The sequence below is a fragment of the Cupriavidus taiwanensis genome (assembly GCF_900250075.1).
GTDB classification, from domain to species: domain Bacteria; phylum Pseudomonadota; class Gammaproteobacteria; order Burkholderiales; family Burkholderiaceae; genus Cupriavidus; species Cupriavidus taiwanensis_C.
On the sequence record NZ_LT977070.1, the window covers coordinates 790,970 to 809,235 of the forward strand.

At 69.4% G+C, this 18,266-nt stretch carries 18 protein-coding genes; 6 read left to right on the top strand and 12 right to left on the bottom strand.

All coding sequences use genetic code 11. The annotated features are described in order from the left end of the window. Positions 1-5: 5 nt before the first annotated feature. Genes murU through CBM2588_RS03740 form a run of 4 tightly spaced genes read right to left on the bottom strand, consistent with a single transcriptional unit; the run spans position 6 to position 2,893 of the window. Complete coding sequence (gene murU / locus CBM2588_RS03725) at positions 6-731, bottom strand: N-acetylmuramate alpha-1-phosphate uridylyltransferase MurU (RefSeq protein WP_115679406.1); 726 nt, start codon at positions 729-731, stop codon at positions 6-8. Further along, entirely contained in the window at positions 728-1,054 is a 327-nt protein-coding gene (locus tag CBM2588_RS03730; protein ID WP_012351792.1) for an AzlD domain-containing protein, read from the bottom strand. The genes murU and CBM2588_RS03730 overlap by 4 nt, the downstream gene beginning before the upstream one ends. Next, entirely contained in the window at positions 1,051-1,854 is an 804-nt protein-coding gene (locus tag CBM2588_RS03735; RefSeq protein WP_115679407.1) for an AzlC family ABC transporter permease, read from the bottom strand. Before CBM2588_RS03735 ends, CBM2588_RS03730 begins: the two co-directional genes overlap by 4 nt. A 4-nt stretch (positions 1,855-1,858) precedes the next feature. Further along, positions 1,859-2,893: an aminoglycoside phosphotransferase family protein gene (locus CBM2588_RS03740; protein WP_115679408.1), complete on the bottom strand. Its 1,035-nt coding sequence runs from the start codon at positions 2,891-2,893 to the stop codon at positions 1,859-1,861. A gap of 249 nt (positions 2,894-3,142) precedes the next feature. On the opposite strand from CBM2588_RS03740, the gene CBM2588_RS03745 reads away from it, so the two are divergent. The 5 genes from CBM2588_RS03745 to trpS all read left to right on the top strand — a co-directional run bounded on the left by CBM2588_RS03745 (position 3,143) and on the right by trpS (position 10,174). Then, positions 3,143-5,584: an LPS-assembly protein LptD gene (locus CBM2588_RS03745; protein ID WP_115679409.1), complete on the top strand. Its 2,442-nt coding sequence runs from the start codon at positions 3,143-3,145 to the stop codon at positions 5,582-5,584. Positions 5,585-5,593: 9 nt separating this feature from the next. After that, positions 5,594-7,066, top strand: coding sequence for a peptidylprolyl isomerase (locus tag CBM2588_RS03750; protein WP_115679410.1), 1,473 nt, complete (start codon positions 5,594-5,596; stop codon positions 7,064-7,066). 57 nt (positions 7,067-7,123) lie between these two features. Further along, on the top strand, positions 7,124-8,212 hold the full coding sequence (pdxA, locus tag CBM2588_RS03755; RefSeq protein ID WP_115679411.1) for a 4-hydroxythreonine-4-phosphate dehydrogenase PdxA: 1,089 nt from the start codon (positions 7,124-7,126) through the stop codon (positions 8,210-8,212). Between the two features lie 17 nt (positions 8,213-8,229). Continuing rightward, the gene (rsmA, locus tag CBM2588_RS03760; protein ID WP_115679412.1) at positions 8,230-9,063 is read left to right on the top strand and encodes a 16S rRNA (adenine(1518)-N(6)/adenine(1519)-N(6))-dimethyltransferase RsmA; all 834 of its coding nucleotides are present in this window, start codon (positions 8,230-8,232) and stop codon (positions 9,061-9,063) included. Positions 9,064-9,136: 73 nt separating this feature from the next. Continuing rightward, positions 9,137-10,174, top strand: coding sequence for a tryptophan--tRNA ligase (gene trpS, locus CBM2588_RS03765; RefSeq protein WP_115679413.1), 1,038 nt, complete (start codon positions 9,137-9,139; stop codon positions 10,172-10,174). A 55-nt stretch (positions 10,175-10,229) separates the two neighbouring features. Here trpS and CBM2588_RS03770 read toward each other — a convergent pair whose 3' ends face one another. The 8 genes from CBM2588_RS03770 to glyQ form a co-directional block, all read right to left on the bottom strand. Further along, complete coding sequence (locus CBM2588_RS03770) at positions 10,230-11,081, bottom strand: DMT family transporter (RefSeq protein ID WP_439897439.1); 852 nt, start codon at positions 11,079-11,081, stop codon at positions 10,230-10,232. A gap of 65 nt (positions 11,082-11,146) precedes the next feature. Then, a complete protein-coding gene (gloA, locus tag CBM2588_RS03775) occupies positions 11,147-11,554 on the bottom strand; it encodes a lactoylglutathione lyase (protein WP_018008824.1) in 408 nt (135 codons plus the stop codon). Between the two features lie 95 nt (positions 11,555-11,649). Beyond that, positions 11,650-12,519, bottom strand: coding sequence for a M48 family metallopeptidase (locus CBM2588_RS03780; protein ID WP_115679415.1), 870 nt, complete (start codon positions 12,517-12,519; stop codon positions 11,650-11,652). After that, complete coding sequence (locus tag CBM2588_RS03785; protein ID WP_115679416.1) at positions 12,516-13,280, bottom strand: lysophospholipid acyltransferase family protein; 765 nt, start codon at positions 13,278-13,280, stop codon at positions 12,516-12,518. The genes CBM2588_RS03780 and CBM2588_RS03785 overlap by 4 nt, the downstream gene beginning before the upstream one ends. 51 nt (positions 13,281-13,331) lie before the next feature. Next, on the bottom strand, positions 13,332-13,976 hold the full coding sequence (gene gmhB / locus CBM2588_RS03790; RefSeq protein ID WP_115679417.1) for a D-glycero-beta-D-manno-heptose 1,7-bisphosphate 7-phosphatase: 645 nt from the start codon (positions 13,974-13,976) through the stop codon (positions 13,332-13,334). A 43-nt stretch (positions 13,977-14,019) separates the two neighbouring features. After that, entirely contained in the window at positions 14,020-16,143 is a 2,124-nt protein-coding gene (glyS, locus tag CBM2588_RS03795; protein ID WP_115679418.1) for a glycine--tRNA ligase subunit beta, read from the bottom strand. 38 nt (positions 16,144-16,181) lie between these two features. Then, complete coding sequence (locus tag CBM2588_RS03800) at positions 16,182-16,820, bottom strand: hypothetical protein (RefSeq protein ID WP_115679419.1); 639 nt, start codon at positions 16,818-16,820, stop codon at positions 16,182-16,184. Further along, complete coding sequence (gene glyQ, locus CBM2588_RS03805) at positions 16,817-17,767, bottom strand: glycine--tRNA ligase subunit alpha (protein ID WP_115679420.1); 951 nt, start codon at positions 17,765-17,767, stop codon at positions 16,817-16,819. Before glyQ ends, CBM2588_RS03800 begins: the two co-directional genes overlap by 4 nt. A gap of 286 nt (positions 17,768-18,053) precedes the next feature. Here glyQ and CBM2588_RS03810 point away from each other — a divergent pair, with 286 nt between their 5' ends. Continuing rightward, positions 18,054-18,242 carry a hypothetical protein gene (locus tag CBM2588_RS03810; protein WP_147298393.1) on the top strand — a complete coding sequence of 63 codons (189 nt, stop codon included), beginning with the start codon at positions 18,054-18,056 and terminating at the stop codon, positions 18,240-18,242. The last annotated feature ends 24 nt before the right edge of the window (positions 18,243-18,266 follow it).

Consider the following 18,266-nt stretch of genomic DNA (forward strand, 5'->3'; position numbering starts at 1 on the left):
GCGCGCTAGCGCCCCGGTGCGGCCGACAGCATCGCGTCCAGCTCCGTCAGCTGCGCCGGCGTGCCGACGTTCTCCCAGCGACCGTCGAAGCGCTCGCCGGTGGCGGTGCCGGCGGCGATGCCGGCATGGTAGATCGGCGTCATCGCCAGCCGCGTGCCCGGCACGATATCGGTAAACAGCCGGGTGTCGTACAGCCCGATATTGCCGAAGGTGAGGCGCGCGCCGGTGGCCGGCTCGGCCTCGAGCGAGAGCCGGCCGTGGTCGTCCAGCGCGAAATCCCCGCGCGGATGGAACGGCGGGTTCGGCACCATCACCAGGTGCATGTGCGGCGCGGCCGCGCCCGCCAGCGCCTGCGCGCGCGGCAGCAGCGCGCGGAAATCGTAGTCGCAGAAGATGTCGCCGGACACCGCCAGGAAGATCTCGCCGCGGACCGGGTCGTGCGACAGCAGCGGCAGGGCCTTGGCGATGCCGCCGGCGGTTTCCAGCGCCTCGCCCTCAGCCGAATAGGCGATGCGCACGCCGAAGCGGCTGCCGTCGCCCAGCGCCGCTTCGATCTGCGCGCCCAGCCAGGCGTGGTTGATGACGATGTCGCGCAGCCCGGCGCGCGCCAGCGCTTCGATCTTCCAGACGATCAGCGGCTTGCCGCCCACCGCCAGCAGCGGCTTGGGGCAGGCATCGGTCAGCGGACGCATGCGGTCGCCGCGGCCGGCGGCAAAGATCATCACCTTCATCGGAACAGGGCCTCCAGGGCAAGCAGCGTGGCCATGCCGCCGGCAATGGTCCAGCCCACGCTGCGGGTACGTGCGGCAATCAGGATGGCGACCACGCCGGCCACCAGCCTGGCGTTGGTCGGGGTCAGGGCGAGCTCGCCCTGCTGCATCAGCAGGTCGGGTGCGATCAGCGCCGACAGCATCGCGGCCGGCACGAACTGCAGCGCGGTGCGAAACCACGACGGCAGCCGCACCCGGCCTTCGACGGCAATGAACGACAGGCGGATCAGGAAGGTGGCCAGGCCCGCGGCCAGGAACACCCACAGCAGCGTCAGCGCGCTCATGCGGCCTCCTTGCCGGCGGTGCCTGCGGTGCCGCCGTCGGCGGCGTGGCTGGCGGCACGGGGCCCGGGGCGGTTGCCGCGTCCCAGCACCAGCATGCCGACGGCGATGCCGCCCAGCGCCGCCACCATCAGCCCGAGCTTGTGCGGCAGGCTGTAGCAGGCCACCGCCAGCGCACTGGCCGCCAGCGCCGCGGCGACATGCGAGCGGTGCCTGAGGCCCGGCACGATGATGCCGATAAAGGTCAGCGGCAGGAAGAAATCCAGCGGCCAGTGGCGCGGCACCTGGGCGCCGACCAGCACCCCGGCCAGCGTCGACAGCTGCCAGCTGGCCCACAGCGCGAAGCCGCCGCCAAAGTAATACCAGTGGCGGTAGCGGGCGCGCGGGCCGGTGTCGCCCAGCCGGTGCGTCATCGCGGCAAAGGCCTCGTCGGTCAGCAGGTAGGCGATCAGCGCCTTCCAGCGCCGCGGCAGGTGGGCCAGCGTCGGCGCGATGGTGGCCGAGTACAGCGCGTGGCGCAGGTTGACCATGGCCACCGTCAGCGTGATCACCACCGCCGGGGTGCCGGCGGTCCACAGCTGGGTCAGGATCATCTGCGAGGCGCCGCCGAACACGATCGCGCTCATGGCGCAGGCGAGCCAGGCGGGCATGCCCGCGCCGACCGCCAGCACGCCGTAGATCAGCCCGAACGGCACCACGCCCAGCAGCATCGGCGCGAGCGCGCGCGCGCCGGCCAGCCATTCGCCGGCGGCGGTGATGGCGGGCGCGGCATTGTCGTCCGGACCGGTTGCGTCGGCGCGCATGGCGTCAGAACGTATAGCCGGCCGGGCTGGACACGCCTTCGAGCGCGTCCAGCAGGCGGATCAGCTTGCGCAATTCTGTATAGCGCCCGGCCACCTGGCGCGTGTACTTCATCACCAGCGGCAGGTTGGCGAGGTAGCCGTCCTTGCCGTCGCGGTGGTACAGGCGGGCAAAGATGCCCAGCACCTTGAGATGGCGCTGCAGCCCCATCCACTCGAAGTCGCGGTAGAACTCGCCGAAGTCGGGGTTGACCGGCAGCGCGGCCTTGCGCGCGCGCTCCCAGTAGCGGATCAGCCAGTCCAGCTGCTGCTCCTCATCCCATTCGATATAGGCATCGCGCCACAGCGACACCGCATCGTAGGTGATCGGGCCGGTCACCGCGTCCTGGAAGTCCAGCACGCCCGGGTTGGCGGTGCCCTCGAGCACCATCAGGTTGCGCGAGTGGAAATCGCGGTGCACGTACACCTGGGGCTGGGCGAGGTTATTGGCTAGCAGCGCTTCCGTCACTTCGTGCCAGTCGGCCTGCTGGGCCTCGGACAGCGTGGCGCCGAGGTGCCTGGCCACGTACCACTGCGGGAACAGGTCGAGTTCGCGCTGCAGCAGCGCGCGGTCGTAGGCGGGCAGCTCGCCGGGGCGCGTGGCGGCCTGGATGCGGACCAGCGCGGCGGCTGCGTCGGTGTAGAGGCCGTGCGCGGAGGAATCGTCCAGCTTCGACAGGTAGGTCTGGCTGCCAAGGTCGGCCAGCAGCAGGAAACCCTGTTCCAGATCCTGCGCCAGCACCGTCGGCACGGTCACGCCGGCGTCGCCGAACAGCCCGCACACGTGGATGAACGGGCGGCAGTCCTCGTGCGCCGGCGGGGCGTCCATCACGATCGCGGTGGGATGCGCGCGATGGCCGGTGCGGACGCGGAAATAGCGCCGGAAGCTGGCATCGGCCGAAGCCGGCACGCAGGAATCGGGATCGGCGGACCATGCCGGTCCGAGTCCGGCCACCCAGGCCTTGAGCTGGTCCAGGCGCGGGTCGTGGGAAAGAGCTGCCATACAGGTACTTGTCGGAGGCACGTGTGGGGATGGGGCGCGGGGCGGAACGAAAGTGAGAGCCCTCGATGACCGGAAATGAAACCGGAAGTAAGCGGCAAGAGCACCCCGGGTTGCCCCGTATAATACCCGACCAGACCGGGGCGCCGGTGGCCTCCGGCAGGGGCCGCGTTGCCCCGCAGCCTGCCCCGGCGGGGGCCTGGCGGCCTGCAGGCGAGCCGCTGCCCGTGCCGAGACTGACCACCCGTGCGAATGACCGAACCACAACGATCACCGAACAACAGGGCCTTGCCTTCGCCTGCTTTCCCCCGCGCCCCGGCCCGAGCCCGGCGCGGCGGCAGCCTGCACGCGGGCGCGCTGCGCCCGCTGGTGCTGGCCATGGCCGGCCTGTCGGCCGGCGCCCATGGGCAGATCACCGGCTCGGCGATCCCCGACCTCGACCAGGTCGAGCCGGTGTTCGAAGCCGCGCCGCCGGCGCCGCCGCTGCCGGTGGAGTCCGGCGAACTGGTGCCGCGCCTGGCCGAGCCCGCCGCCAGGGCCGAGTCCGATCCCGACGCCCCCACCTTCATCGAAGCCGACCGCATGACCGGCTACAGCGAGCGCGGCGTCGAACTCGAAGGCCATGCCGAACTGCGCCGCGACGGCGGCGTAATCAAGGGCGACAAGCTGACCTACGACCAGGACACCGACGAGGCCTTCGCGCAGGGCAATGTGCGCATGTCGCGCGGCGGCGCGCTGGCGGTGGGGCCGGAAGCGCGGCTCAAGGTCGAGGCCAACGAAGGCTACATGCTGTCGCCGGACTACTATTTCCAGCAGACCGGCGGCACCGGCAAGGCCGAGCGCATCGATTTCCTCGACCAGAACCGCAGCACGGCCCGGCAGGCGTCGTACACCACCTGCTCGCCCGACAATGCCGACTGGTATTTCAGCGCCAACCGGATCGACCTGGACAGCGACCGCCAGGTGGGCGTGGCCTACGGCGGCGTGCTGAACTTCTTCGGCGTGCCGATCGCGGCCGCGCCCGCGTTCAGCTTCCCGCTGAACGACGATCGCCGCAGCGGCTTCCTGCCGCCGCTGATGGGCTACAGCTCGAAGTCCGGTTTCGACGTCACCGCGCCGTACTACGTCAATATCGCGCCCAACCGCGACCTGACCATCTACCCACGGCTGATGACCGAGCGCGGGCTGCAGCTCGGCGGCGAATACCGCTATCTGAGCGAGACCTACTCCGGGCGCGTGCGCGCCGAGTTCCTGCCGGACGACAGGAAGACCAACTCGAACCGCTGGGCCTATTCGCTGCAGCATACCCAGCGGCTGGCGCCGGGACTGGCCGCGTACCTGAACCTGAACCGGGTGTCCGATGACCGCTACCCGGACGACTTCAACCGCAGCGTGTCGCAATCGACGCTGCGGCAGTACACGCAGGAGGGCGGCGTCACCTACAACTGGCAGGACTTCACCCTGCTGGCGCGGGTACAGAAGTTCCAGACGCTGCGCCCCAGCGAGCCCTCGTACGAGCGCGTGCCGCAGCTGAACGGCAAGTACATCCGCTATGACATGGGCGGCTTCGACGTGCAGATGGAAGCCGACTACACCCGCTTCCGCATCCCGCTGACGTCCACCGGCTTCCAGCAGCCGCAGGGCGAGCGCATGTATTTCCAGCCCAGCATCAGCTACCCAATCGTGCGCGCGGGCTGGTACGTCACGCCCAAGGTGTCGTTCAACGCCGCGCAGTACCAGATGGAAGCGGCCACCAACACGCCGACCGCGCAGAACAACCTGTCGCGCGCGATCCCGACCGTCAGCCTGGATTCGGGCATGACCTTCGAGCGCGACGCGCCGACCATCAGCCGCCTGTTCGGGGTCAACTACGTGCAGACGCTGGAGCCGCGCCTGTTCTACGTCTACACGCCGTTCCGCGACCAGAGCCAGTTCCCGCTGTTCGACACGGTGCAGTCCGACTTCGGCTACGGCCAGATCTTCAGCGAGAACCCGTTCACCGGCTACGACCGCATCGCCGACAACAACAAGCTGACCGGCGGCGTGACCACGCGCCTGATCGAGTCCGATACCGGCATCGAACGCTTCCGCGGCACCATTGCCCAGCGCTATGACTTCACCGGGCAGCGCGTGCAGCTCAACGGCACGCTGGCCGATCCCAAGTCGGGCTCGTCGGACCTGCTCGCCGCCACCACCATCCAGCTGTTCCGCGGCTACTATCTGGATGCGGGGGTGCAGTACAACCCCGATTCGGACCGGATCAGCTACGGCAATGTGGCGTTTACCTACCGCCCCGAGTCGCGCAAGGTGTTCAACGCCGGCTACCGCTACCGCCGGCCGACCTCGGTGACCGACAATACCGCGATCGACCAGTTCGAGCTGTCTAGCCAGTGGCCGATCACGCGCCGGGCCTACGGCATCGCGCGCTTCGCCTTCGACCTGACCGCCAGCCAGATGGTCGATGCGCTCGCCGGCGTCGAGTACGCCGCGGACTGCTGGGTCGGCCGCGTGGTCTACCAGCGTTTCCGCAACACCACCCAGGGCTACACCGGGCGGGTCTTCCTGCAGGTGGAGTTCCGTGGCCTTTCCAAGATCGGGTCCAACCCGTTGAACATCCTGCGCCTGAACGTGCCGGGCTACGAGCCGGTCTCGGCCAAGCCGGTGCCGACGACCCAGTTCGATCACTATGAATGACGGATTACGATGAAACGTCAAGAATTCGCCGTGTTTTCCTTTTTGCTGACGTCCTGGCACCGGCTGCTGTTGCCGGCCGTGCTGGCCGCGATGGCGATGCCCGCCGCCGCGCAACTGAAGGCGCCCGGGACGCCGCGCGCCAGCGGCATTTTCGTGCCGCAGGCGTCCGATGTCACCGCGCCGTCCAGCCAGCCCAAGCTGGGCGTGCCGCAGGCCGGCGGCCAGAAGCGCTCGCAGCTGATCGACGAAGTGGTGGCGGTGGTCAACAACAGCGTGATCACGCGGCGCGAACTGCTTGACCGCGCCGACGAGATCGAGAGCCAGCTGCGTGCCGGCGGCCGTCCGGTACCCGCGCGCGCCGACCTGCTGGGCGAGGTGCTCGAGCGCCTGGTGATGGAGCGCGTGCAGACCCAGGCCGCGCAGGACGCCGGCATCCGCGTCACCGACCAGGAAGTCGACCGCGCGATCGAATCGGTGGCCCAGCAGAACCAGATGAACGCGGCCGAGCTGCGCCGCCGGGTCGAGGGCAGCGGCATGACCTGGACCAAGTACCGCGACGAGCTGCGCAAGCAGGTGCAGGTGATCCGCCTGCGCGAGCGCGAGGTCGACTCCAAGGTGCAGGTCTACGACGGCGAGATCGACAACTACCTGGCGGCGCGCGGCGGCCAGGGCGCGGCCGGCGGCCCGACCGAATACAACATGGCGCAGATCCTCGTGCGCGTGCCCGAGAATGCCTCGGACGCGCAGAAGCAGGCGCTGCGCGCCAAGGCCGACGGGCTGCTCAAGCAGGCCCTGGAGGGCGCCGACTTCGCGCAGCTGGCGCAGGCCAGCTCCGAAGGGCCCGAAGCGGCCCAGGGCGGTGCCATGGGCTTCCGCGAAATCGGCCGCCTGCCGGCGCTGTTCGCCAATGCCGTGGTCGACCTGCAGCCGGGCGCGGTGGCGCCGCAGGTGGTCGAGAGCGCCGCCGGCTTCCACGTGATCAAGCTGGTGGCCAAGCGCGCGGCGCCGGCCTCGGGCCCGGCCGCGGCCGGCAAGATCACGCAGACCCAGGTGCGCCACATCCTGATCCGCACCGGCCCCAACATGCCCGAGGCCGAGGCGCGCCGCCAGCTCGGCACGCTGCGCGACCGCATCACCCATGGCGGCGACTTTGCCGATGCGGCCAGGCGCTTCTCGCAGGACGGCTCGGCGCAGAACGGCGGCGACCTGGGCTGGGTGTCGCCGGGCGAACTGGTGCCCGAGTTCGAGCAGGCCATGAGCCGGCTGCGCCCGAACGAGATCTCCGAGCCGGTGGTCACGCAGTTCGGCGTGCACCTGATCCAGGTGCTGAACCGCCGCGAGACCGAGCTGTCGCCGGAGAAGCAGCGCGACTTTGCCCGCGCCGAGGTCCGCGAGCAGAAGCTGCGCGCCGCCTATGATGACTGGGTGCGCCAGCTGCGTTCGCAGGCGTACGTGGAGTACCGGGTCAACCGGCAGCGCTGACGCGCCGGTGCCCGTCTGCCCGTCCGTCCATCAGCGCCGCCACCCGCGCCCACCGACATGCCCGACCCGCTAGCCCTGGCCATTTCCACCGGAGAACCCGCCGGCATCGGCCCCGATATCACTATCGGCGCGCTGCTGCAGCTGGCGGGCGCCAACCATGGCTTTGACGGCGCAGCCTACCGCTTCCATGTGCTGGGCGATGCCCGCCTGCTGGCCGAACGGGCCGAGGCGCTCGGCGTCACCCATGCCTGGGAGCGGCGCCTTGCCGACGGCGGCGTGGTGATCGAGGACATCGCGCTGGCGGTGGCGTGCGAGGCCGGACGGCTCGATGCGCGCAACGGCCGCTATGTGCTGAAGCTGCTCGATGCCGCCATCGACGGCTGCCGGCCGCACGGCGGCGCCGCGCCCCGGTATGCCGCGATGGTCACGGCGCCGGTGCAGAAGAGCACCATCAACGACGCCGGCGTGCCCTTCACCGGCCATACCGAATACCTTGCCGAAAGCGCCGGCGTGCCGCGCGTGGTGATGATGCTGGCCGGCCCGCAGCCGGCGCACGACGATGCCATGCTGCGCGTGGCGCTGGCCACCACCCACCTGCCGCTGCGCGCGGTGCCCGATGCGCTGTCGGTGGGGCTGCTGGTGCAGACGCTGGCGATCATCGATGCCGACCTGCGCCGCTGCTTCGGCATCGCGCGGCCGCGCATCCTGGTCACGGGTTTGAACCCGCACGCCGGCGAAAGCGGCCATATGGGCCGCGAAGAGATCGACATCATCGCGCCCGCGCTGGCGCAGGCCAAGGATGCCGGCATCGACGCGCGCGGGCCGTTCCCGGCCGACACGCTGTTCCAGCCGCGCCACCTGCGCGATGCCGACTGCGTGCTGGCGATGTACCATGACCAGGGGCTGGCGCCGCTCAAGTACGGCACCTTCGGCCACGGCGTGAACATCACGCTGGGGCTGCCCTTCATCCGCACGTCGGTGGACCACGGCACCGCGCTCGACCTCGCCGGCACCGGCCAGGCCGAGCACGGCAGCATGATCGAGGCCATTCGCACGGCGGTTATCATGTCTGGCCACGCCAACGGCCGACGGCCCGGCGGCGGTGCCCCGGGCCATATCCCTACCGGCACGCAGCCGCCATGCTGACGCCGGACTAATACATCATGCGTTCTAACGTGCACCAGGGCCATGTGGCCCGCAAACGATTCGGGCAGAACTTCCTGGTCGACGACACCATCATCCACGGCATCGTCAATGCCATCAGCCCGCAGGCCGGCGACGTGCTGGTCGAGATCGGGCCGGGGCTGGGCGCGCTGACCGACCCGCTGCTCGAGCGGATCGCGCAGATGCAGGTGGTCGAGCTGGACCGCGACCTGGTCGAGCGGCTGCGCCGCCGCTATGGCGAGCGCCTGCAGGTCCACGCCGGCGACGCGCTCGACTTCGACTTCGACAAGCTGGCCGTGCCCGGCCGACCGCTGCGCATCGTCGGCAACCTGCCGTACAACATTTCGAGCCCGCTGCTGTTCCACCTGATGGAGTTTGCCGACCACGTGCACGACCAGCACTTCATGCTGCAGAAGGAGGTGGTCGAGCGCATGGTCGCCGAGCCCGGCAGCAAGGCCTTCGGCCGGCTGTCGATCATGCTGCAGGTGCGCTACTACATGGAGCACGTGCTGGACGTGCCGCCGGGCGCCTTCAATCCGCCGCCCAAGGTCGACTCCGCCGTGGTCCGCATGATCCCGTGGCCGCGCCACGGCGATGGCCGGCTGCGTTCGCCGCATGCCGATTGCGACATCACCGTGCTCGGCGACGTGGTCACGGCGGCGTTCTCGCAGCGGCGCAAGGTGCTGCGCAACACGCTCTCGTTCCTGCGCGACCAGGTCGATTTCGATGCCATGGGCTTCGACCTGGGCCGGCGCGCCGAGGAAGTGCCGGTCGGCGAGTATGTCGAGCTGGCCCGGCGCCTGGGCGACAAGGCCTCGGGCCAGGCCGCCTGAGCGCGGCAGCCGAATTCCCGCATTCCCAAAGCATCCCGATTCTCCCGCGACTATTTCCGTGCAAGACCGTCCCATGACAGCCCAAACCAGCCCAACCAACCGGCGTCCCGTGATCCTGACCGGCGACCGTCCCACCGGCCCGCTGCACCTCGGCCACTTCGTCGGCTCGCTCAAGAGCCGCGTCGCGCTGCAGGATTCACACGAGCAATACCTGCTGCTGGCCGACACCCAGGCCATGACCGACAACGCGCACGATCCCGACAAGGTGCGCCGCAACGTGCTGGAGGTGGCGCTGGACTACCTGGCGGTCGGCATCGATCCGGCCAAGACCACCATCACGGTGCAGTCGCACCTGCCCGCGCTGGCCGAGCTGACGCTGATGTACCTGAATTTTGTCACGGTGGCGCGGCTGGAGCGCAACCCTACCATCAAGGAAGAGATCCAGGCACGCGGCTTTGGCCGGGACATCCCGGCCGGCTTCTTGTGCTACCCGGCCTCGCAGGCCGCCGACATCACCGGCTTCAAGGCCGAGGTGGTGCCGGTGGGCGAGGACCAGGCGCCGCTGATCGAGCAGACCAACGAAATCGTGCGCCGCATCAACCACCAGGTCGGCCGCGACGTGCTGCCCGAGTGCAAGGCGATGATTCCGCAGTTCGGCCGCCTGCCCGGCGTCGACGGCAAGGCCAAGATGAGCAAGTCGATGGGCAACGCGATCGCGCTGGGGGCCGCGCCCGAGCAGATCAAGGCCGCGGTGCACAGCATGTACACCGACCCGAACCACCTCAAGGTGTCGGATCCTGGCCAGGTCGAGGGCAACGTGGTGTTCACCTACCTCGATGCGTTCGACCCGAACACCGAGGAAGTCCAGGCCCTGAAGGAACACTACCAGCGCGGCGGTCTCGGCGACATGGTGCTAAAGCGCCGCATCGAGGGCGTGCTGCAGGACATGCTGGCCCCGATCCGCGAGCGCCGCGAAGCGCTGGCCAAGGATCCGGACTATGTCTTCGACATCCTGCGCCAGGGCACCGCGAAGGCGCGCGAACTGACCCAGCAGACGCTGGAGGAAGTGCGCGACGCGCTCGGCATGTTCTCGTTCGAGGCGCGCCGCTGAGCGCGCTGAGGGTTTGCTTCCTCTCCCGCGCGCGGGAGAGGAGAGCTCCAATCTCTCACCCCCGCCGGTTCACCAGCACGATCCCCGCCAGCACCAGCACCGCCGCCACCGCGAAGCGCGGGCCCACGGCGTCGTGCATCAGCACCACGCCGAAGGCGACCCCGAACAGCGGCGTCAGGAAGGAAAACACCGACAGCCGCGACGCCAGGTAGCGCTGCAGCAGCCAGAACCAGGCCAGGTAGCTGGCAAAGGCGATCAGCACCGACTGGTAGAACAGGCTCGCCAGCACCACGCCGTCGATCTGCACGGTGGCGGTCTGGCCGCCGGCGAGCGCCATGCCCAGCAGCATCACTGCGGACACCGCCAGCTGGTACAGCAGGGTCTTGCTGGCCGGTGCGCCCGCCAGCGGGCTGGCGCGCACCACCACGGTGGTGGCCGCCCACAGCGCGCCGGCCAGGATGCCGAGCGCATCGCCCAGCAGCGTGCTGCCCTGAGATGACGGCGCGGCGATGCCATCGGCAAAGGCCAGCGCCATGCCCGCGAACGCCAGCGCCACGCCCAGCCACTGGCCCGGATGCAGCCGTTCGCCGGGCACCACCAAATGCAGTCCCAGCGCGGTGAAGATCGGCGCGGTGTACAGGAACACCGCCATGCGCGAGGCCGTGGTGTGCCCGAGACCGACAAAGATGCAGAAGAACTCCGCCCCGAACAGCAGCCCGGCCAGCAGGCCGGCGTTGAGCGTGCCGTCGCGCCGCCACAGCGGGGTGCCGCGCCACGCCGCGAAGCCGAACACCAGCAGCGCCGCCACCGCCGAGCGCACCCCGGCCTGCAGCACCGCGCCCATCAGCGGCGCGGTCACCTTGATCACCACCTGCTGCAGTCCCCAGGCGGCGCACAGCACCACCATCAGGCCGATGGCGGTGGCGTCGAGCGGCTGGCGCGCGATACTCTGCGTGCTCACGGCGCAGGCCTTCAGGGACGGCTGGCGTCGCGGGTGGAATGGCGCTCGATCAGCTCGATCTTGTAGCCGTCCGGGTCTTCGACGAAGGCGATCACGGTGGTGCCGCCCTTGACCGGGCCGGCTTCGCGCGTGACCTTGCCGCCCGCGGCGCGGATGCGCTCGCAGGCCGCCGCGGCATCGTCGGTCTCCAGCGCGATGTGGCCGTAGGCGGTGCCGAGGTCGTAGCTGTCGACGCCGTAGTTGTAGGTCAGCTCCAGCACCGCGGTCTCGCTCTCGGGGCCGTAGCCGACGAAGGCGAGGCGGTACTTGTACTCGGGGTTGTCGCTCTGGCGCAGCAGCTGCATGCCGAGCACGCGGGTGTAGAAATCGATGGAGCGCTGCATGTCGCCGACGCGCAGCATGGTGTGGAGGAGTCGCATGGGAGGGCCTTCAACTGTTATCGGTATAGGAAGGCGCCATTTTAGTGCCTTTGGCCGAAACCCACCGGGCCCAGCCCCGGTAGCGGTAGCGGCCCTCAGAACGTCGGCAGCAGCTCGGGCGGGTGCGCGCGCAACTGCGCGCGGGCGTCGCGGAACTCGGGAAAGATCGACTCCACGGTTTCCCAGAAACGCGGGCCGTGGTTCATTTCCTTCAGGTGCGCGAGTTCGTGCGCGGCGACATAGTCGATCATCGACAGCGGGAAATGCATCAGGCGCCAGTTCAGCCGGATCTTGCCGTCGGCGGTGCAGCTGCCCCAGCGCGTCGCGGCCGAGGTCAGGGCGAAGCCGGTGTGGCGCACGCCCAGCCTGGCGGCATAGAGGTCCAGCCGCTCGGCCAGCAGGCGGCGTGCCTGCTGCTGCAGCCAGCCCTGCACGCGGTCCTTGATCTGCTGCTCGTCGGCATGGGCCGGCAGCGCCAGGTGCAGCACGCGGCGGTCGGCATCGAACAGCAGCGCGCCGATCGGCGACTCCAGCGCCAGCGTCAGCGGCTGGCCGAGGAAGGGCAGGGCGGCGCCTTCGCGCCATTGGACCGTCGGCAGCACGCGGCGCGCTTCGCGGTGGCGCCACTCGCCCAGCTTGTTGAAGATCCAGCGCTGTTTTTCCAGGATGGCCGCCTCGATATCGGCCAGCGTGACCCAGCGCGGCGCCGTGATCGACAGGCCGCGGTCGTCGATGGTGAAGCCGATGGTGCGGCGCGCGGAGCGCTTGAGGGTGTAGTGCAGCGGCCGCTCACCGATCTGCAGCAGGCGCGCATTGGGCTGCGGCACCGGCCACGCCGGTGCTTGCTGCGGATGCGGCGGCTCCGGTGCCAGCGGCGCCGCCGGCTGCGGCGCGTGGGCGGGTTCCGCCAGCGGCAGCTCCAGCTGCGCGCCGTCGGCGTCCGCGGCGGGGCGCAGCAGCTTCATGCGGTCGACTCGCTGCGCTGCGCAGCCTGGTAGCTTTCCGGGTCGATGCGGCGCATGTCGCGTTCGATCCAGTCGGCCACTTCCTGGTTGAGCTGGTCGGCGGTCTTGTTGGCCGATGCGATCGGCGGGCCGACCGAGATCGTCACCATGCCCGGATACTTCATGAACGAATTGCGCGGCCAGACCCGGCCCGAGTTGACCGCCATCGGCAGCACCCAGGCACCGGTTTCCACCGCCAGGCGCGCGCCGCCGCTCTTGTAGCGCGTCTTTACCAGGCCCGAAGGGGTGCGCGTGCCTTCCGGGAACATGATGATCCACGCGCCTTCGGCCAGCCGCTCGCGGCCCTGGCGCGCCGCCGAGGCAAACGCGCGCGTGCCTTCCTTGCGGTTGATATGGACCATCTTCAGCATGCCCAGCGCCCAGCCGAAGAACGGCACCAGCAGCAACTCGCGCTTGAACACGAAGCACAGCGGCTTGGGCATCAGCGCGACGTAGGCCACGGTTTCCCAGGCCGACTGGTGCTTGGACAGCAGCACCACCGGCTTGTCGAGCATGCCGTCCATGTGCTCTTGGCCTTCGATGCGGTACTGGATGCCGCAGATGAGGCGGGCGGCGCCGATCACCAGCCGCGGCCAGCCGCGCACGAAGCGGAAGCGCTGGTCGGCATTCATGAACGGGAACACCAGGAAGCAGGCGCAGGCGTAGGGCGGCGTCAGCACCAGCAGGTACAGCGCGAACAACAGGGAACGAAGGAACGTCATGCGGGGGGCGCAAAAAGGGAATGGGTGCGGACGCGTGGGCCGCAGGCTCGGTCAGCCGGCGGCGGCATGCCCGCCCTGGCCACTTGGGCCACTGGGGCCACTTGGGCCACTGGGGCCACCCTGGGCCGGCAGGCGCTGGCCGCCGTCGTTGCCGGTCAGCCAGCGGGCAAAGGCGCGCAGGTCGTCGTGCACCTGCGTGCCGGGCGGCAGCCCGCCCTTGTCGAGCGTCTTCAGGCCCTTGCCGCTGCGCACCAGGTGCGGCGCGCAGCCGACCGCCACGCCGGCTTCGAGGTCGCGCAGCGAATCGCCGACGATCGGCACGCCGCGCAGCTCGATGCCGAAGCGCTCGCTGATCTGCTCCAGCATGCCCGAGCGGGGCTTGCGGCATTCGCAGCCGTCCGCGGCGGTATGCGGGCAGAAGAACACCGCCTCGACGCGTCCGCCCAGCCGTGCCAGCGCCGTGTGCATCTTCTCGTGCATGGCGTTGAGCGCGCTCATCTCGAACAGCCCGCGGCCGATGCCGGACTGGTTGCTGGCGATGACCACGCGGTAGCCCGCCTGGTTGAGCGCGGCGATGGCTTCCAGGCTGCCGTCGATGGGCACCCATTCATCCGGGGTCTTGATGAACTGGTCGCTGTCGAGGTTGACCACCCCGTCGCGGTCCAGGATGACAAACTTGGGCGGTGTCTGCGGCATGTGCGGCTCCGGCGGTTGCTGGGGGCGTGGCTAAGGCAACCGCTCAGGCGGCCAGCTTGGAGATGTCGGCGACGCGGTTGGCCAGCGCATGCAGCGAGGCCAGCAGCGCCAGCCGGTTGGCGCGCAGCTGCGCGTCCTCGGCCATCACCATCACGTCGTTGAAGAACTGGTCGACGGCGTCGCGCAGCTGGGCCAGGTCGCGCAGCGCGGCGGTGAAGTCGCCGCTGGCGAAGGCGGCCTCGACGGCCGGGCGCACGCGCTCGATGGCGGCGTGCAGCGCGCCTTCGGCGCCTTCCTGGAACAGCCCCGCGTTCACCGCGCCGACCGGCTCGGTGTTCTTGCGCAGGATGTTGGTGATGCGCTTGTTGGCGGCGGCCAGGGCCTCGGCTTCGGGCAGCGCGGCGAAGGTGCGCACCGCTTCCATGCGGCCCAGGATGTCATGCAGCTGGTCCGGGCGCAGGCTGACCACGGCCTCGACTTCATTGGTGGTGTAGCCCTTGTCCTTCAGGTAGCCGCGCACGCGGTCGTACAGGAAGTCGAGGATGGCCTCGGGCGCCGGCTTGACCGCGGCGATGCCGGCGAAGGCCTGCTGCGTCAGCGCCAGCAGCGACGACAGCGACAGCGCCAGCGGCTTTTCGATCAGCATGCGCAGGATGCCCAGCGCATGGCGGCGCAGCGCGAACGGGTCCTTCTCGCCGGTGGGCTGCAGGCCGATGCCCCAGATCCCGACCAGGGTCTCGAGCTTGTCGGCCAGCGCCGCCGCGGTGCTGACCGCGCTTGCCGGCAACTCATCGCCGGCGAAGCGCGGGCGATAGTGTTCGGAGCAGGCCAGCGCCACGTCCTCGGCTTCATCGTCGTGGCGGGCGTAGTAGGTGCCCATGGTGCCTTGCAGCTCGGGGAACTCGCCCACCATGTCGGTCAGCAGGTCGGCCTTGGCCAGTTCCGCGCCGCGCATCGCCGCGGCCTTGTCGGTGGCCACGCCGGCGGCGTTGAGCGCATCGGCGACATGGCCGGCGATCTGCTGCAGGCGCTGCACGCGGTCCAGCTGCGTGCCGATCTTGTTGTGGTAGACCACGCTGGCCAGCTGCGGCACGCGCGAGGCCAGGGTCTTCTTGCGGTCCTGGTCGAAGAAGAACTTGGCGTCGGCCAGGCGCGGGCGCACCACGCGCTCGTTGCCGCTGATGATCGATTGCGGCGTCTCGGTGGCCAGGTTGGAGACGATCAGGAAGCGGTTGCGCAGGTGGCCGTCGGCATCGGTCAGCGCAAAGTACTTCTGGTTGGTCTGCATGGTCAGGATCAGGCATTCCTGCGGCACCGCCAGGAAGGCTTCCTCGAAATGGCAGGCGTACACCACCGGCCATTCCACCAGCGAGTTGACCTCATCGAGCAGCGCCTCGGGCATGATGACCTGGTCGGCGCCGGCCTCCTGCAGCAGCGCGCTGCGCATGCGCTCGCGGCGCTCGGCATAGCTCGCCACCACGCGGCCGGCGGACTCGAGCTGCTGCGCATAGTCGTTGGCATGGCGGATCTCGATCGCGCCATGCGACAGGAAGCGGTGGCCCTGGGTCAGGTTGCTGGCCTGCAGCCCCAGCAGCGTCACCGGCAGGATCTCGGCGCCGAACAGCGCGATCAGGCTGTGCGCCGGGCGCACGAAATGCACCGTGCTGCCGTCCGGGCGCTGGTAGCTCATCACCTTCGGGATCGGCAGCTTGGCCACGGTGTCTTCCAGCGTGGCCTGCAGCCCGGCGGCCAGCTCGGCGCCGCGCGCGGTATAGCGGTAGAAGAAGGCCTCGGCCTTGCCGTCGGAGGCGCGCTCCAGCGACTGCCAGTCGATCTCGGCAACGCCGATCGACTTGGCCAGCGCGGCCAGCTTCTTGGCCAGCGGGGCGGTCGGCTCGCCGTTGGCGTCCAGCGCCACCGACAGCGGCAGGACCTTCTCGCGCTGCTCGCGGTCCGGCGCGTTGCGGCGCACGCCGCTGACCAGCGCGGCCAGGCGGCGCGGGGTGGCGAACGGCGTCACGGTGGCGCCCGGCTCAAGCAGGTCGCGCTCGCCCAGGCCGGCGAACAGGCCCTGCGCGAAGGCGTCGCCCAGGCGCGCCAGCGCCTTGGGGGGCAGCTCTTCGGTGAACAGTTCGATCAGCAGCGAGTCGGTCATGGGTTGCGACATGAATCGTATCCAACAGGTTGTAGCGCGCGCAGCCTGGCTCAGCAGCGCGGCGAAAGATTAGGTTCGACTCCGGACAGCAGCCACAGGCCGTTCTGTTGCCGGAATTGCAGCGTGGTGTAGGCGCATTGCGCGGCTGCTGCTGCGGCGGCGGCGCTGGCGGCGCCATTGGTACCGCCGCGGCTGCCCGCCGCCGGGAAGCGCGCGTCGATGCGGCGCAGGCGCTTGTCGTAGCGGATCTCGTCGATGCGCCCGCCCACCCAGAAATCGATCTTCGGCGGCAGCTGCGAGGCCGAGTAGTAGGTCTTGACCTTGCGCCGGGTGCGGCCGTTGTGGGTCTCGGTTTCGACCCAGGTCAGCGGGTAGCGGATCGCGCTTTCATAGGCGCGCAGCGGCACCCGGTGCCAGCCCAGGTCGCGCTGGCCGGACAGGTCGCACGAGAACGAGCGCACCAGCTGCGTCCACTGGTCCAGCGCGTTCAGCGACGGCCGCCACTGGCGCGCCATCGCCAGCTGCAGCGCCTGCGCGTCGGCCTCGCACACATTGCTCAGTTCGGCCGGCAGCATCAGCACCTGCGCGCTGGGAGCGGCCTGCGCACGCGCGCCCGCGGCATTGCCCGCCGTGGCCAGCGTGGCGAGGGCCAGGGCGCAGCCCAGCGCGCTGCGCGCCAGCAGCCTCATGCCCGCGCTCCGTCGCGCTGGCCGCACATCGGGAAGCCGAGCGCCTCGCGCGAGTCGTAGTAGGCCTGCGCCACCTGGCGCGACAGGTTGCGGATGCGGCCGATATACGCCGCGCGCTCGGTGACCGAGATCGCGCCGCGCGCATCGAGCAGGTTGAAGGTGTGCGCGGCCTTGAGCACCTGTTCGTAGGCGGGCAGCGCCAGGCGCGTGCCGGTTTCCTGAGCGGCGTCGGCGCCGTCGCCATTGCCCATCAGCCGCTTGGCCTCGCTCTCGTGCTCGGCGAAATGACGGAACAGGATTTCGGTGTTGCTGTGCTCGAAGTTGTAGGTGGATTGCTCCACCTCGTTCTGGTGGTACACGTCGCCGTAGGTCAGGCGGCGGGTCTCGCCGTTCTCGACCCACTCGGTCCAGACCAGGTCGTAGACGTTCTCGACCTTCTGCAGGTACATCGCCAGGCGTTCGATGCCGTAGGTGATCTCGCCGGTGATGGGCTTGCAGTCGATACCGCCCACCTGCTGGAAGTAGGTGAACTGGGTCACCTCCATGCCGTTGAGCCAGACTTCCCAGCCCAGGCCCCAGGCGCCCAGCGTGGGGTTTTCCCAGTCGTCCTCGACGAAGCGGATGTCGTTCTGCTTCAGGTCCAGGCCGAGCGCCTCGAGCGAGCCCAGGTACAGCTCCAGGATGTTCTCCGGCGCGGGCTTGAGCACCACCTGGTATTGGTAGTAGTGCTGCAGCCGATTCGGGTTCTCGCCGTAGCGGCCGTCCTTGGGGCGCCGCGACGGCTGCACGTAGGCGGCACGCCACGGCTCGGGGCCGATCGCGCGCAGGAAGGTATGTACGTGGGAAGTGCCGGCGCCGACCTCCAGATCGATGGGTTGCAACAGCGCGCAGCCCTGCCGGTCCCAGTAGGCCTGCAGGGTCAGAATCATTTGTTGGAAGGTCAGCATAGGAAGACTAGGTAGAGGCAAGCGGAGGCAAGCCGAGGCCGCGCAGCGCGTGCCGGAGCCGCCGCATACGGATTTTGCCAAACCCTGAATTCTATCGGCTTTTTGGCGCGGCGCCCCGTTTGGCAGGGCCGCATGGGGCACGCATCGATGGCCGGACCGGTGCGCCGATGTCGGCCCAGCGCAACGCATCGGGAAAATACTGACGCCGATTTCAGGTTGCGGCGCTGCTTGCCGATAACGTTTTTGTATACAGTATGAGTAAGCAACCCGTTTCAGAGCGTTGCGATTGACAGTCCGTGCCGGTATGCAGGCACGGCGGCTGCCCGGTCTTGCCGCGGCAGCCGTATGTCAGGAACTGATTATTGATGGGGACATTCGGATCATGGCACTTCTTTCTCGCAAACCTTATCTGGTCGCAATCGCGGTCATGATCGCCGCGGCCACCGTGTCCGTGGTGACCGGGCTGCTGAACTGAACCTGCCCGCGCGCCGCTGACGCG